Annotated in this window: 9 protein-coding genes; 2 read left to right on the top strand and 7 right to left on the bottom strand. The window is 69.1% G+C overall.

The features are described from left to right. Window positions 1-74: 74 nt before the first annotated feature. Both ACFPJ4_RS11530 and ACFPJ4_RS11525 read right to left on the bottom strand, forming a co-directional pair. Window positions 75-2,153, bottom strand: coding sequence for a glycosyltransferase family 39 protein (locus tag ACFPJ4_RS11530; protein WP_386740571.1), 2,079 nt, complete (start codon window positions 2,151-2,153; stop codon window positions 75-77). Continuing rightward, on the bottom strand, window positions 2,153-3,448 hold the full coding sequence (locus ACFPJ4_RS11525; RefSeq protein WP_386740570.1) for a bifunctional glycosyltransferase family 2/GtrA family protein: 1,296 nt from the start codon (window positions 3,446-3,448) through the stop codon (window positions 2,153-2,155). The genes ACFPJ4_RS11530 and ACFPJ4_RS11525 overlap by 1 nt, the downstream gene beginning before the upstream one ends. A 141-nt stretch (window positions 3,449-3,589) precedes the next feature. Between ACFPJ4_RS11525 and ACFPJ4_RS11520 the strand changes: the two genes are divergently transcribed. Beyond that, window positions 3,590-4,801, top strand: a complete 1,212-nt coding sequence (locus ACFPJ4_RS11520) for an ATP-binding protein (RefSeq protein WP_386740569.1) — start codon at window positions 3,590-3,592, stop codon at window positions 4,799-4,801. Window positions 4,802-4,835: 34 nt separating this feature from the next. Here ACFPJ4_RS11520 and ACFPJ4_RS11515 read toward each other — a convergent pair whose 3' ends face one another. The 3 genes from ACFPJ4_RS11515 to ACFPJ4_RS11505 all read right to left on the bottom strand — a co-directional run bounded on the left by ACFPJ4_RS11515 (window position 4,836) and on the right by ACFPJ4_RS11505 (window position 9,336). After that, window positions 4,836-6,014, bottom strand: coding sequence for a cystathionine gamma-synthase (locus ACFPJ4_RS11515; protein ID WP_386740568.1), 1,179 nt, complete (start codon window positions 6,012-6,014; stop codon window positions 4,836-4,838). A 9-nt stretch (window positions 6,015-6,023) separates the two neighbouring features. Next, window positions 6,024-7,388: a cystathionine beta-synthase gene (locus ACFPJ4_RS11510; protein ID WP_386740567.1), complete on the bottom strand. Its 1,365-nt coding sequence runs from the start codon at window positions 7,386-7,388 to the stop codon at window positions 6,024-6,026. A 67-nt stretch (window positions 7,389-7,455) separates the two neighbouring features. Next, a complete protein-coding gene (locus ACFPJ4_RS11505) occupies window positions 7,456-9,336 on the bottom strand; it encodes an ABC transporter ATP-binding protein (protein WP_386740630.1) in 1,881 nt (626 codons plus the stop codon). Window positions 9,337-9,615: 279 nt separating this feature from the next. Here ACFPJ4_RS11505 and ACFPJ4_RS11500 point away from each other — a divergent pair, with 279 nt between their 5' ends. Then, entirely contained in the window at window positions 9,616-11,259 is a 1,644-nt protein-coding gene (locus ACFPJ4_RS11500) for a LuxR C-terminal-related transcriptional regulator (protein WP_386740566.1), read from the top strand. A gap of 262 nt (window positions 11,260-11,521) precedes the next feature. On the opposite strand, the gene ACFPJ4_RS11495 is transcribed toward ACFPJ4_RS11500, so the two are convergent. Then, window positions 11,522-13,339: an ABC transporter ATP-binding protein gene (locus ACFPJ4_RS11495; RefSeq protein ID WP_386740565.1), complete on the bottom strand. Its 1,818-nt coding sequence runs from the start codon at window positions 13,337-13,339 to the stop codon at window positions 11,522-11,524. Beyond that, window positions 13,336-15,156, bottom strand: coding sequence for an ABC transporter ATP-binding protein (locus ACFPJ4_RS11490; protein ID WP_386740564.1), 1,821 nt, complete (start codon window positions 15,154-15,156; stop codon window positions 13,336-13,338). The genes ACFPJ4_RS11495 and ACFPJ4_RS11490 overlap by 4 nt, the downstream gene beginning before the upstream one ends. Between the last annotated feature and the right edge of the window lie 156 nt (window positions 15,157-15,312).

The following is a 15,312-nucleotide window of genomic DNA, read 5'->3' as shown; positions in this document are numbered from 1 at the left end:
GAGACAAACATCCCGTTCCTGCCACTCGACGTGGCTTTCACGCCACCTTGTCAGGCGCCCCGACACCCGCCGCGCTACGACCCGGTCGAGGTCGCGCTGAGGTCGTAGAGCGTCACGTTGTCGACGGTGGTCGCCGTGAAGTTCGCGGCCACCCAGCCGGCGATCTGGCTCGCGGCGTTCGAGCCGCCATTGGAGGCTCCGATGCTGCCGCCGATGAACCAGTGGATCTCGCCCTTCGCGACCAGGGCCTTGAACTCGGCCAGGGTCGGCGAGGGGTCGCTGCCGTTGAAGCCGCCGATCGGCATCACCGCGAACCCCGTGGCGAGCTGGTAGCCCGCCGCGCTGTTCGAGCCCACCGCGGCGGCGATCCACGTGAACGACGAGGCGCTCGAGCTCAGCTTGGCCGAGAGCGTGCTGCTCACCGTCGCCGAGTTGAGCAGGCCGCCCGCGCCGCCCATCCCGCCGGGCATGCCCTGCACCGCGGTCCCGGTGGGCGGCGTGCCGGCGCCCATCTGAGGCAGGGTGCCCGTGCTCGGCAGCTGGTTGGTCCCGGTCTGGCCGCCGGGCCCACCCTGGCCACCGAGCCCTGCTGGGCGCCCCCCGCCGAATCCGCCCATCCCGCCCGACACCGTCGGGCCGGCGGTCACGATCGAACCCGAGTGCCCGGTGGTGACCGTCTGGATCGTGTACGCGGTCGGGGCCAGCAGCACGGCCGTCAGGGCTACCGACGCCGTCAGCACCGTGAGCAGCCTGGTGCGGGACGGGAGCAGCAGCAGCACCGCGCCGATCACCCCGAGGATGACGACGACGACCTTGAGAGCGGGCATCCAGCTCGAGGCCCGCTCCAGCAGTGCCCACGCCCAGCCCGCGCTGACCAGCACGAGTGTCGCCATGACGATGCGGGCCGCGAGCGACGAGCGACGGGACCAGAGCAAAGAGGTGCCGATCGCCACGACGCCGGCGATTGCCGGGGCGAGCGCGACCGTGTAATAGGCGTGGAAGATCCCGGCCATGAAGCTGAAGGCCAGGGCCGTCACCAGCATCCAGACGACGAAGACCGCGAGGGTCGCGCGCTGCGCCGAGACGCGGGGAGCGCGCCGCAGCAGCACATAGCCGACCAGAGTCAGCACGAGCGCGGCCGGAAGCAGCCAGGTGATCTGCCCGCCGATCTCGTTCTCGAAGAGCCGGAACAACCCGGTCGAACCCCACATGCTCGTGGCGCCCGTGCCACCGCCACCGCCCGTCACGCTGCCGACCTCGTTGCCCGTCAGACGCCCGAAGCCGTTGTATCCGAAGGTGAGCTCGAGGAAGGAGTTGCTCTGTGATCCCCCGATGTACGGGCGCATCGATGCCGGCACCAGCTCGACGATCGCGACCCACCAGCCGGCCGAGACGAGGAGCGCGCCGAGAGCGGCGAGCAGATGCAGCAGCCGGATGCCGAGCTTGCGCGGCGAGGCCAAGAGATAGACGCCGACGAGCGCGGGCAGGATCAGGAACACCTGCAACTGCTTGGTCAGGAAGCCGAGTCCGACCATGACACCCGCCCAGAGCACCCAGCGGATGCGGCCGTCTTCGACCCCGCGCAGCGTGAAGTACGCGGCGAGGCTCAGCAGCAGCACGAGCAGGGCATCGGGGTTGTTGAACCGGAACATGAGCGCCGCGACCGGCGTGAGCGCGAGCACGGCCCCGCCCAGCAGGGCGGTTCCTGCGGAGAACCGCCGCCGCAGGGTGGCGTAGAGCACCCCGACGGTCGCGACGCCCATGAGCGCCTCGGGCAGCAGGATGCTGAACGAGCTGAGACCGAAGATCCGCACCGACAGCGCCATGAGCCACAGGCTCGCCGGCGGCTTGTCGACCGTGATCGAGTTGCCGGCATCCGAGGAGCCGTAGAAGAACGCCTCCCAGTTCACCGACCCGGCCTGGGCGGCCGCGGAGTAGAACGAGTTCGCCCAGCCGCTGGACGAGAGGTCCCAGAGGTAGAGCAGCGCGGCGAGGGCGAGCAGTCCCAGCAGGGCGGGGCGTTCCCAGCGCGCCGACTCCGCGCGGCCGCGGACGAGCCGGCGACCCGCCGTGCGCAGTCGGTCACCGAGTCCGGTCGGCTTCGGCACGCCGGGGGCGGTCGGGGTCGGACGGTCGAGGGTCGTGGAGGTCATCAGGCACTCGCCTTCTGCGAGCCCTCGCCGAGCCGGGCGATGAGGGCCTCCCGGGTCGTCAGGGGTTCACGGTCGTGGGGAAAGGGGATGGACACGTCGCCTGCGTCCGCGGGTTGCCGCTGCCGGCGGAAGACCCAGACGCGCAGCAGCACGAAGCGCACGAGCGTCGCGAGCAGATTGGCGGCCGTGAGCACGAGCAGCGAGGCCAGCGCCGAGGCATCCGGTCGCACGGCATGCAGCAGGGCGAGCGATCCGCTCGTCATCGCCCAGGCGATGCCGAACACGATGAGGCCCTGGAACTGATGGCGCACGACGCCGCGTCGGCCTCGCACCCCGAAGGTGAAGCGCCGGTTGACCGCGGTGTTCGCGACGGCCGTGACGAGCAGCGCGAAGAAGTTGGCCGGCTGCCCGGGCATCGCGAGATCGAACAGCAGGTAGAGCAGGGCGAAGGCGATAGTCGACGCCACGCCGACCAGGCCGAAGCGGACGACCTGCCCGAAGAAGCTCGGCACGCGCGGTTCGGCGAGCGGATGCCGCCCGAGCTCGGCGTAGATCCGTTCCAGCGGGATGCGTCCGGTCGCGATCGAATGCCCGACCCGCACCATGCCCTTGAGGTCTTCGATGGCGGTGTCCGCGATATCCACCGAGCTGTCGGAGTCGTCGATCCAGTCGACCGGCACCTCGTGGATGCGCAGGCCGGCCCGTTCCGCGATCACCAGCAGCTCGGTGTCGAAGAACCAGCCGTCGTCGCGCACGTGGGGAAGCACCAGCTTCGCGACATCCTGGCGCATCGCCTTGAAGCCGCACTGCGCGTCGGTGAAGGTCACGCCGAGGTAGCGGCGCAGGAGCAGGTTGTAGCTGCGCGAGATGAACTCGCGCCGGGGACCGCGCACGACGCGGGAACCGGGAGAGAGCCGGGTGCCGATGGCGAGGTCGGAGTGCCCCGAGAGCAGGGGCGCCACGAGCGGAGGGAGGGCCCGCAGATCGGTCGAGAGGTCTTCGTCGAGATAGGCGACGACGTCGGCGTCGCTGTCGAGCCACGCGCGCTTGAGGGCGCGGCCTCGGCCCTTCTGCAGGAGGTGGATCGCCGCCACGTTCGGCAGTTCGAGCGAGAGCCGATCGGCGATCTGCGACGTCGCGTCGGTCGACGCGTTGTCGGCGATCGTGATCTGCCAGGGCTCGTCGAACAGGCCGCCCAGGGCGTCGTACAGCGTACGGATGCTGCGCTCGAGGGTCGCCTGCTCGTTGTACACGGGCACCACGACCTCGAGCCGGAGTCGCTCGGAATCGGTCATGACCCGATGCTCGACGGCGCCCCTATGCCGTGCGCTGGCGCTTCCTAAGAACCGCCCGAGCAAAGCTGCCTTGGTCCTTTTCGTGATTAGTCGGCTTTATCAAGAATTACTAAAGCGCCCAAATATCCATAAACTCATCTCATGGACGCGATCGATAATCCGTACACTCCCAACGCCGGCGCGTCTCCGGAAGCTCTCATCGGACGGGACGATCAGACAACGGCGTTCCGGACGCTCCTGCAGCGGCTCGACCGCGGGCGAGCGGAACAGTCGATGATCATCACGGGACTGCGTGGAGTCGGCAAAACCGTCCTGCTCAATCGATTCGTTCGAATCGCGACCGAAGCGAACTGGGAAGTCGTCGAATTCGAGGCGAGCAAGCACGACGACAGCCATTTCCGACAGACGATGTTCTCCCAGCTGAAGTCTGCTCTGCTTCGGTTGTCTCCGCGAGCCCGGTGGACCGCTCGAGCGCGAAGCGCAGCGGAGGCGCTCAGCGCATTCGCGGTCAACGTCGACCAACGCGGCACCTGGTCTGTCTCCTGGGACATCCCTCCGGCCGAAGGCTATGCAGACCACGGCGATCTCGGAATGGATCTGACGGATGTGCTGGTCGCGATTGGTGAAGCCGCCAAAGAGAACAGCCGGGGGCTGGTCGTCCTCATCGACGAGGTCCAGTTCCTCGCGGCGTCACAACTTGAAGCGCTGATCCAATCGATCCACAAGACCGTTCAGCGAAACCTCCCCGTGACTTTTGTCGGCGCGGGTCTGCCCCAGATCGCGGAACTCGCCGGAGACGCAAAGTCATACGCCGAGCGCCTTTTCAAATTTCCAAAGATTGACTCACTTCAAGGGGACGACGCACGGGCTGCCCTCACCGAACCTGCCATGAGCGAAGGTGCACTCTTCGACGACGACGCCGTCGATCTGGCGATCGAGATCACCCGTGGGTACCCGTACTTCATCCAAGAACTCGGCTATCAAGTCTGGACGGTGGGGGTCGCCAACCGCATCACCAAAGCGGACGTCGAACTCGCCCGCGAGGCCTATGAGGCAAAGCTAGACAGTTCCTTCTTCAGGGTTCGCCTCGAGCGGGCGACCCCTCTCCAAACCGCCTACATGCGAGCGATGGCCGAACTCGGTCCTGAGCCGCAGAAAGCCGCCGACGTAGCCAGACTTCTCGGTCGCGATTCGACGCAACTGGGTCCGACCCGGGCCGAACTCATCGAGATGGGCCTGCTCTACACACCGGAACACGGCTACGCCGCCTTCACTGTCCCCGACTTCGACAAGTTCATGTTGCGCGCCGTTCCCACACTCGAAGTACCACCGCTGCGAAGAGCACGCCCCTAGAAGGGCTAAAGCGCGTCCGACCCGCTGATCCTCGCTAGACCTGGTCGAGCGCCGCCAGCAGATCGGCGAGCAGGTCGTCGACCCCCTCGATGCCGACCGACAGGCGCACGACGCTCTCGGGCACCTCGAGCGAGGTCCCGCGCACCGAGGCGTGGGTCATCTCGGCCGGGTAGCACATGAGCGATTCGACGCCGCCGAGCGACTCCGCCAGCTGGAACAGCTTCGTGGTCTCGGCGAACTTGCGCGCCGTGGGTCCGTCGGCGAGTCGCAGCGAAATCATGCCGCCGAAGGCCTTCATCTGCGTCGCGGCGATCGAGTGACCCGGGTGATCCGGCAGCCCCGGGTAGTAGACGTGGGAGACCTTGGGATGCCCGAGCAGCCTCTCGGCGATGGTCTGCGCATTCGAGGAGTGGCGCTCCATGCGCAGCGCCAGGGTCTTGATCCCGCGGATCGTGAGCCAGGCATCCATCGGCCCTGAGACCGCCCCCACGCCGAACTGCAGGAAAGCGACCTTGTCGGCCAGGCGCTCCTCCCCGACCATGGTGTCGTTCCTGACGATGACGGCGCCACCGAGCACGTCGCTGTGACCGCCGAGGTACTTGGTCGTGGAATGCACCACCACGTCGGCGCCGAGCGACAGCGGCTGCTGCAGATAGGGCGAGGCGAAGGTGTTGTCGACGACGACGATCGCTCCGACCGCGTGGGCGATCTCGACGACCGCGGCGATGTCGGTGATCTTCATCAGCGGGTTGCTCGGCGTCTCGATCCAGACCACCTTGGTCGCGGCGGGGCGGATCGCGGCGCGGACGGCATCCGGATCGCTCATGTTCACGGTCGAGAGCGAGACTCCCCATGGCACGAAGGCGCGGCTGACCAGGCGGTGGGAGCCGCCGTAGACGTCGTTGCCCATCAGCACGTGGTCGTTGGGGCCGACGATCGCGCGCAGCAGGGTGTCTTCGGCGGCGAGGCCCGAGGCGAAGCTGAACGCCCGGTCGCCGCCCTCGAGCGCGGCGAGCAGGGTCTCGAGCGCGGTGCGCGTCGGGTTGCCGCCGCGGGCGTACTCGTATCCGTTGCGGAAGCCGCCGATGCCGTCCTGCACGAAGGTGGTGGTGAAGTAGACGGGCGGGATGACCGCGCCCGTCGTGGGGTCTAACTCCTGCCCGGCGTGGATGGCGGTCGTCGAGAAGGCGGTGGGACGGTCGGGCTGGGTCATGTCGGCTTTCTAGCTGTTGAGGAAGGTGAGCAGGTCGTGCCGGGTCAGCACGGCGGCGGGTTTGCCGTCGTTCGTCACCATGAGAGCATCGGCGGTCGCGAGCTGTTCGCGCGCCGACTCGACCGACTCGTGCATCCCGATCAACGCGAATGGGGGCCCGATCAATCCCGACACCGGATCGGTGAGCGACGCCCGCCCGCTGAACACGGCATCCACGAGGCTGCGCTCGTCGATCGAGCCGACCACCTCGCCCATCACGACGGGCGGCTCGGCGCTCAGCACGGGAACCTGCGAGACGTCGAACTCCTGGAAGATGCCGATCACGTCGCGCACCGTGTCGCTGGGGTGGGCGTGCACCAACTCGGGCAGTTGGCCGCCCTTGCTGCCGACGATGTCACCGACCGTCTTGCCCTCGTCGGCGGGCAGGAAGCCGTAGCTGCGCATCCAGCGGTCGTTGAAGATCTTGCCGAGATAGCCGCGGCCGCCGTCGGGCAGCAGCACGACCATGACGTCCTCGGGCCCGAGCTCGCGGGCGACCTTGAGAGCGGATGCCACGGCCATCCCGCTCGAGCCTCCGACCAGCAGCCCCTCCTCCCGCGCCAGGCGCCGGGTCAGGTCGAACGACTCCGCATCGGACGACGCGACGATCTCGTCGACCACCGAGGGGTCGTACGCGGTGGGCCAGAAGTCCTCGCCGACGCCCTCCACGAGATACGGTCGGCCGGTTCCGCCGGAGTAGACCGAGCCCTCGGGGTCGGCGCCGATGACGCGCACGGCGCCGTTCGACACCTCCTTGAGGTATCGGCCGACCCCGCTGATCGTGCCGCCGGTTCCCACGCCCGCGACGAAGTGCGTCAGCAGCCCGTCGGTGTCGCGCCAGATCTCGGGACCGGTCGTCTCGTAGTGGCTGAGCGGTCCGTTCGGGTTGGAGTACTGATCGGGCTTGAAGGCCCCGGGGATCTCGCGCGCCAGGCGGTCGCTCACGCTGTAGTACGACTCCGGGCTGTCGGGGGCGACCGCGGTCGGGCACACCACGACCTCGGCGCCGTAGGCGACCAGGGTGTTGCGCTTGTCTTCGCTGACCTTGTCGGGGCAGACGAAGACGCACCGGTAGCCGCGCTGCTGCGCGACGAGCGCGAGCCCGATCCCCGTGTTGCCGCTCGTGGGCTCGACGATCGTGCCGCCGGGCTTGAGCTTGCCCTCGCGCTCTGCGGCGTCGATGATCCGCACCGCGATCCTGTCCTTCGACGAGCCGCCCGGGTTGAGGTACTCGATCTTGGCCAGAACGGTGGCCTGGATGCCCTCGGTCACCCGGTTCAGCCGCACGAGCGGGGTGTTGCCGATGAGGTCGAGCACGGTCTCGGCGTAGTCCATGCTTCGAGCCTAGCCGCGGGGTGCTGCGTGTTACGCGGGCGCGGCGACGGCACCGAGCCGCGCGCGATCAGTCGCCGAACTCGGGGATCGCGGCCGCCGCGAGCTGCTCGGCGAAGAGCTTGGAGTACACGCCGTCGTTCCTGAGCAGTTCGGCGTGCGTGCCGCGCTCGACGATGCGGCCCGCCTCGACCACGAAGATCACGTCGGCGGCGACCACGGTCGAGAGCCGGTGCGCGATGGCGATCGTGGTGCGTCCGCGCGCGGCGCGATCGAGGGCGCGCTGCACCAGGCGCTCCGAGACGGTGTCGAGCGCGCTCGTCGCCTCGTCGAGGATCAGCACGGCCGGATCCTTGAGCAGCACCCGCGCGATGGCGACGCGCTGCTTCTCGCCGCCGCTCAGCCGATAGCCGCGTTCGCCGACGACGGTGTCGTAGCCATCGGGGAACGACACGATCGTGTCGTGGATGTTGGCCGACTTCGCCGCCGCGATCAGCTCGTCGTCGCTTGCCCCCGGCTTGGCGTAGCGGAGGTTCTCGGCGATGGTCGCGTGGAACAGGTAGGTCTCCTGGCTCACGATGCCGATCGCCCCGATGAGCGACTCGTGCCGCAGCTCGCGCACGTCGTCCTCGGCGAACAGCACCGCTCCGCTGCTCACGTCGTGCAGCCGCGGAACGAGGTATGACACCGTCGTCTTGCCCGCCCCGGACGGCCCGACGAACGCGGCGTACTGGCCGGGTTCGATCTCGAAACTGATCCCCTTGAGCGTCGCCGGGGAGTCGGGCGGCGCATCCGGATAGCGGAACACCACCTCGTCGAAGCGCACCCGGCCGAGCTCCCTCGACCTGACCGGGCGGGCATCCGGGGCATCGGCGATGCGCGGCACGAGGTCGAGGTACTCGAAGATGCGAGCGAACAGCGCCTGCGAGGTCTGCAGATCGAGCGCGACCCGCAGCAGTCCCATGAGCGGGAACAGCAGTCGCGCCTGCACGGTCGTGAAGGCGACGATGGTTCCGGCCGAGACGGGCACGTCGTGGAAGATCAGCCAGGCGGCGACGAGGTAGATCACCGCCGGGATCACCGACAGGAACACGCTGACGATCGCGAAGAACCACTGGCCGCTCATCTGCTGCCGGATCTGCAGCGAGATCTGATTGCGGTTCTCGGCCTCGTAACGACCGATCTCGGCGTTCTGCTGGTTGAAGCTCTTGGCGAGCAGGATGCCCGAGACGCTCAGCGTCTCCTGCGTGATCGCCGTCATCTCCGACAGGGACTCCTGGGTCTTGGTGGCGATACGCGCGCGCACCTGCCCGACCCGGCGCTGCGCGATGACCAGCACGGGCAGCAGCACGACCGCGACGATCGTCATCTGCCAACTGAGCACGAGCATGGCCACGAACGCCGCGATCACGGTCACCGTGTTGCCGACGACGCTCGAGATGGTGTTGCTCAACACCCCGGCGACCCCGCCGACGTCGTTCTGCAGCCGCGACTGGATCACGCCGGTCTTGGTGCGCGTGAAGAATCCCAGCTCCATGGCCTGCAGATGCGAGAACAGGCGGATGCGCAGCTCCCCCATGACGCTGTTGCCGACCCGGGCGGTCAGGTAGGTCTGCCCGACGCCGATTCCCGCCGACGCGAGCCAGAGCAGCACCATCGTGCCGACCAGGGCGAGCAGCACCGGCACGTCGGGGCGGGCGCCACCGGGCGGGAAGAGACCGCGGTCGAAGGCCTGCTGGGTCAGCAGCGGAGGGATGACGCTGATGCCGGCGCTGACCAGCACGAGCGCGATCGTCACGATCAGCTGCCCCCGGTAGGGACGGAACAGCTCCCCGATGCGCGAGAGCAGGTTCGGGATCCGGGGCGCCTCGGCGTTCGCCGCCTTCTGCGCGGAGATGTCTCCGCTGCTGACCCGGCCTCCCCCGCCGCGGCCACCTCCACCGCCGCGCATGCTCACCCGGCGAGCTTATCCCCGCCGCACGGCCTCGTAGGCCCCCTCACCCCGGTCTGCTAACGTACCCCTCATGGGGAGCTCTGTCCCCCGTAGCGGGTGCGCGCGTCCTCCTTTCGGTGGACGTCTGGGACCGGGCCCCCTACCATGTACCAATTGCAACCTCACCGGCTGCGGCGTTCTGGGAGCCGTCGTCCGGCAGCATCATCCCTCTGCACCATCCGCGCATGCACCGGGCAGATCGAAGTCGATCGTCCCGCCGCTCCCAGGAGACCCGACGTGCTTGATCCACCCGACTTCGAATCGTTCCGCGACTCGGTCCTGGCGTCGGTCGCGCGCGGCGACACCGACCGGGTGCTGTCCGAGATCCGGCGGGTCGGACGCAGTATCGCGACCGAGCACGGGTCGGAGTTCCGCCGGCTGATCGGCGGGCTGCCGTTCGAGATCTGGCACGACGATCCCTGGATCGCCGCCGCGATGGGCACCAGCTACCGAGGAGCGGGGGCCCCCCGAGGCGAGTCCGCCCTCGGCTATTACCGTGCCGCGGAGGTCGCGATCGCCGCCACGCCGGATGCACCCGACCACTGCCTCGCCGCGGTGCTGGTCGGGCACACCGCAGCGCTGCGCGCCCTCGGCCAGCTCGGCAGCGCCCGGGCGAAGTCCGAGATTGCGCGCCGACTCATCGACGCGAGCCTGGCAGCCCTCCCGCTGCGGGTCACCCTCGACGCCCAATGGGCCCTCGAGGACGGGATGCTGCTGCTGCACTCGGGCGAGTTCGACCAGGCGCGACGGCGTCTCGAATACGCCAACGGGTTGGCGCCGACGCATCTCGTGCGCGCCGAGCACGTCGAATGCCTCGGCGCACTCGCCCTGCTCGACCTGATCGGCGGCGACTTCGACGGAGCAGAATCCCACACGCAGCACGCCAGGACGATCGCCGAGGGCACGGAGCTGTTGCGCACGGGCTACGGCGCCCCCGCGCTCATCGCCGCCATGGCGCTCGCCTGCGAGCGAGGTGACTCCGAGAGAGCCGAACTGCTCGACGACGCGGTCAGGACGGCGTCGTCGTCGACCGAGTTCGAGCCGATCGCTCTCATGGCCTCGGCGACTCTGCGCGCACTGCAAGAGCGCCCGATCGAGGCCCTCGACCTGCTCAACCAGGCGGGTCGCCGGCTCGCCGGGTGGGACGAGAAAGGGGTCGGACTCGAGATCGGCGAACTCATCCGAGCCGGCCTGCTGATCTCGCTCGATCAGGGTGACGAGGCATGGACCGTTCTGCGGAAGGTCGCGCCGCGAGCCACCCACCCCCTCTGCCCCGGCCGGCTCGTGGCCCAGCTGCGGCTGAGGCACGGCGATCTGCACGGTGCGGAGGCCGCGATCCGCGACTGCGAGCGCCTGGGATACGAGCACTGCGCTCGCACGCTGGCCGACATCCAGCTGCTGCGTGCCGCGATCGAGCTGGAACGCGGCAACCTGGTCACCTCGGACGTCAACGCCGATCGCGCCTTCGTCAGCATGGCGCGCACCGGATCGCGAGCACCGCTCGGCCGGATTCCCGCCTCATCGTTGGCGGCGATCGCTCAGCGCGCGGCGGCTCGACCCCATCGTGACGCCGCGGCCGGATTGATCGTCGAGATCGTCGAACGCACCTCGGGGCCGCAGCGCGAGATCGCCGCTCTCAGCGAGCGCGAGCGGCACGTGCTGGCGCACGTCCAACGCGGCCTGACGGTGGCGGCCATCGCCGCCGAGCTGTACATCTCGCCCAACACGGTCAAGACCCACCTGCGCAACCTCTACAGCAAGCTGGGCGTCAGCACCCGCGAGGAGGCGATCCGCGCCGCCCGCTCGCTCGGACTCGAACACGAGATCACCCGCGATTCACCCGGGTCCCACCGTGGTCGAGATGGCGACGTGGTGCTTTGATCGTGGAGTTGCATGCGAGCGGCGGTTCCTGATCCCCGTCCGCTCGGTACGACAACGGGTGGGACCTCTCGGCTGGTTACCGGGGGTCCCACCCACCGTCTTTTCGGTGCGCCGCCGCTCCCGCGGCGCACGTGCGCTGGAGGCGGCGTGCACGCCGCGCGGAGCGGGTGCGCCGCAGAGGCGGCGGCGCACTAGACGAGCCAGCAAAGCGCGACGGCGTGCACGCCGCGCGGAGCGGGTGCGCCGCAGAGGCGGCGGCGCACTAGACGAGGCTGTCGCGCCAGGCGGCGTGCAGCTTGGCGAAACGACCCGTTCCCTCGATGAGGTCGGCGGGGGTCCCGTCTTCGACGATGCGCCCGTGCTCCATCACGAGCACCCGATCGGCGATCGCCACGGTCGAAAGGCGATGGGCGATGATCACGGCCGTGCGATCCGAGAGCAGGGTGGTGAGCCCCTGCTGCACGAGCCGCTCGCTCGGGACGTCGAGCGAGGCGGTCGCCTCGTCGAGGATCAGCACCGCCGGGTCGGCGAGGAAGGCCCGCGCGAACGACAGCAGCTGCCGCTGCCCGGCCGAGACGCGGCCGCCGCGCTTGTTCACATCGGTGTCGTAACCGTCGGGCAACGCCATGATGAACGGATGCGCACCCACCGCCTGCGCGGCGGAGCGGATCTCGTCGAAGCTCGCCTCCGGCTTGCCGAGCGCGATGTTCTCGGCCACCGAGCCGCTGAACAAGTACGCCTCCTGGGTGACCATCACGATCGCCCGCCGCAGATCCTTCGGGTGCAGCCGCCGCAGGTCGATCCCGTCGAGCAGCACCGCCCCCGCAGTCGGGTCGTAGAACCGCGCCATGAGCTTGGCGAGCGTCGACTTGCCGGCGCCCGTCGACCCCACCAGGGCGACGGTCTGACCGGCCGGGATGTGCAGCTCGAAGTCGGGCAGCACCACCCGGTCGTCGTGGTACGCGAAGCGCACGTCGGCGAACTCCACCTCGCCGCGCGCCTGCCACAGGTCGACCGGCTGACCGGGATCGGCCACGCTCGGCTCCTCCTCGAGCACGCCCGAGATCTTCTCGAGCGCGGCCGCAGCGGACTGGTAGGAGTTGTAGAAGGTCGCCATCTCCTCCATCGGGTCGAAGAACCGCCGGGTGTACAGCACGACCGCGAGCAGGGCCCCGATCTCGAGCCCGCCGCCCAGAACGCGGAAGCCGCCCACGAGCAGCACGACGGCCACGGTCACGTTGCCGATCAGGATGAGCCCCGGGTCGAAGATCCCGAACAGCTGGATCACCCGCGCGTTCGCGTTGCGGTAGTCCTCGACGATGTCGCCGAACTCCTTCTCGTTCCTCTCCTCCTTGCGGAAGGCCTTCACGGCCCGGATGCCGGTCATGGTCTCGACGAAGTGCACGATCAGGCGGGCCGAGAACACGCGCGTCGCGCGGAACATCGTCTGCGAGCGCTTCTGGAACCAGCGGGTCAGCAGGAACAACGGCACGAGGGCGACGGCCAGCACGAGCGCGCTCCACGGATCGAGCACGACCAGGGCGATCGCGATGAAGACCATGTAGAGGATGCCGCGCACGAGCCCGTTGATGCCCGAGTCGAGCAGCTCGCGGATCGACTCGAGGTCGCTGGTCTGCCGCGCGATGATCCGGCCCGAGGTGTAACTCTCGTGGAACTCGAGGCTCAGCCGCTGGGCGTGCAGGAACACCCGCTTGCGCAGGTCGATCAGGATCGCCTGGGTGATCCGGGCCGACAGGATCGTGAACTGCGCGATCAACACGGCGCCGACGATGCCCGCGACCAGATACGCGCCGACGACCAGGCTGATCGGCATCCAGTCCTGGTGCTTCATCAGGGCGGGGAGCCCCTGGTCGATGCCGATCGCGATCAGGGTCGGCCCGGCGACCTGCAGGGCGGTGCTGATCACGATCACCCCGAGGGCGAGCGCGACCCGGCCGCGCAGCGGGCGCAGCAGCGACGCGAGCAGACGCAGCGAGCGCGCACGGATCGCACGACTCTCTTCCCGCGAGTACTCGCTGCGCTCTTCGCCTTCGACTCCGGTGAGGGCGGTGTTCGTCATGCGTTGACCTCGATCTCGGTGTTGTCGTCATCGAACGACGAGATGACGAAGCGGTAGTGGTCGTTGCTCGCGAGCAACTCGGAGTGCCGGCCGACCGCCGTGACCCGGCCGTTCTCGAGCAGAGCGACCCGGTCGGCGAGCATGACGGTCGATGGCCGATGGGCGACCACGAGGGCGGTCGTGGTCGCGAGCACCCGGCGCAGACCCGCCTCGACGCGCGCCTCGGTGTCGACGTCGAGCGCCGACAGCGGATCGTCGAGCACGAGCACGGCCGGCCGGGCGGCGATCGCCCGGGCCAGGGCGAGACGCTGGCGCTGGCCCCCCGAGAGGCTGAGGCCCTCTTCGCCGACCCGGGTGTCGGCCCCGTTCGGCAGCTCGGCCACGAAGTCGGCCTGCGCGATCTCGAGGGCTTCGGCGAGCACGCGGTCGGCCTCGGGCCCGCCGTCGGCGAGTTCGGGGCGGCCCAGCAGCACGTTGTCGCGCACCGACGCCGAGAACAGGGTGGCGTCCTCGAACGCCATGGCGATGTGCCGGCGCAGCTCCTCACGGCTCAGCGCGCGGACGTCGACCCCGTCGAGGGTGACCGCACCGCCCGTCACGTCGTAGAGCCGGGTGGCCAGCGCGGTCAGGGTCGTCTTGCCCGATCCGGTCAGACCGACGAGCGCCATCGTCTCGCCCGGCTCGAGCTCGAGGTCGATCCCATCGAGCAGGTCGGGGAACTGGGCGGGCGAGTCCTGATAGCGGAAGTGCGCGCCCTCGAAGACCAGGCGGCCGCTCGGCTGGGCGATCGTCTGCGGATGCTCCGGATCGGTGATCGGGTTCGGCTCGTCGAGCACCTCGAACAGCCGGTCGATCGCGGTGCGGGTGTCGAAGGTCATCGACAGCAGGAATCCGATCGACTCGATGGGGAAGCGCAGCACGGTCGCGGTCGCGAAGAAGGCGAAGAGCTGCCCGACCGTGAGCGAACCGGTCGACGCGAGCCAGACCCCGCCGAGCAAGCACAGGGCGAAGGCCACATCGGGCACCAGCAGCAGCCAGAGCCAGATTCCGGCGATCGCTTGGGCCTTCTCGATCTCGGTGCCGCGCAGGTCTTCGGCCTGCCGGGTGAACTTCTCGAGCGAGTACTTGCCGCGGCCAAATGCCTTGAGCACCCGGATGCCGTGCACCGACTCCTCGACGGCCGTCGCCAGATCGCCCTGCTGGTCCTGCGAGCGCCGGGCGACGACCGAGTACTTCTGCTCGAACACGTAGCCGTAGATCCACAGCGGGATCGAGCAGAGTAGGAAGACCAGGCCGAGCTGCCAGCTCCAGAAGAACAGCACCACGAATCCGACCAGGATCGTGGCGAGGTTGACCACGAGCAGCACGATGCCGAAGGCCAGCCAGCGCCGGATCAGGCCGAGGTCGCTCATCGCCCGCGACAGCAGCTGACCGCTCTGCCAGCGGTCGTGGAACGCGACCGGCAGGTCTTGCAGCTTCGCGTACAGCGAGTTGCGCATAGCGGCCTCGACGTGGGTCCCAGGGGTCAGCACGAACCAGCGTCGTGCCGCGATGAAGGCCGCCTCGAGGGCGCCCAGCACGAGCACGATGACGGCGGCGGGCCAGATCTGGCCGCCGTCACCGCTCGACAGCGGACCGTCGACGAGGCTCTGCAGCACGACCGGGATCGCGAGCGAGACGAGGCCCGCGGCGAGCGCGGCGCCCATCCCGAGGAAGATGCGCGGCAGGGCCGGGCGCACCCACGGGAGGATCCGCAGGATGGTGCGCGCGGTACCGCGGACGTGAGGGCGGACGGGGGACGTGGTCGATGGAGACATGACTCTTCCGGAGTCGGCGGACGCGCGCGAACGCGATCCTGAGCGGTTCTGTGGTGGCGAGGGTGCTGCGACCGGCCGATGGTGCGGCCGTCGCCGTGGGTCGTGCGAGCGGGCGGTGCCGCTACGGTCGCGCGGGGAAGGCGCCGACGGTGCGCA

Origin of the sequence: Lysinimonas soli, assembly GCF_042655435.1 — a bacterium.
Lineage (GTDB): Bacteria > Actinomycetota > Actinomycetes > Actinomycetales > Microbacteriaceae > Lysinimonas > Lysinimonas soli.
The sequence above is the reverse complement of the archived record's forward strand: the minus strand, read 5'-3'. Positions and strand labels throughout refer to the sequence as shown.

Bases quoted from the DNA above. Each gene is read 5' to 3' on its own strand.
- ACFPJ4_RS11515 (WP_386740568.1), bottom strand. From the start codon at position 6,014: ATGACCCAGCCCGACCGTCCCACCGCCTTCTCGACGACCGCCATCCAC.
- ACFPJ4_RS11510 (WP_386740567.1), bottom strand. From the start codon at position 7,388: ATGGACTACGCCGAGACCGTGCTCGACCTCATCGGCAACACCCCGCTC.
- ACFPJ4_RS11530 (WP_386740571.1), bottom strand. From the start codon at position 2,153: ATGACCTCCACGACCCTCGACCGTCCGACCCCGACCGCCCCCGGCGTG.
- ACFPJ4_RS11490 (WP_386740564.1), bottom strand. From the start codon at position 15,156: ATGTCTCCATCGACCACGTCCCCCGTCCGCCCTCACGTCCGCGGTACC.
- ACFPJ4_RS11505 (WP_386740630.1), bottom strand. From the start codon at position 9,336: ATGCGCGGCGGTGGAGGTGGCCGCGGCGGGGGAGGCCGGGTCAGCAGC.
- ACFPJ4_RS11520 (WP_386740569.1), top strand. From the start codon at position 3,590: ATGGACGCGATCGATAATCCGTACACTCCCAACGCCGGCGCGTCTCCG.
- ACFPJ4_RS11495 (WP_386740565.1), bottom strand. From the start codon at position 13,339: ATGACGAACACCGCCCTCACCGGAGTCGAAGGCGAAGAGCGCAGCGAG.
- ACFPJ4_RS11525 (WP_386740570.1), bottom strand. From the start codon at position 3,448: ATGACCGATTCCGAGCGACTCCGGCTCGAGGTCGTGGTGCCCGTGTAC.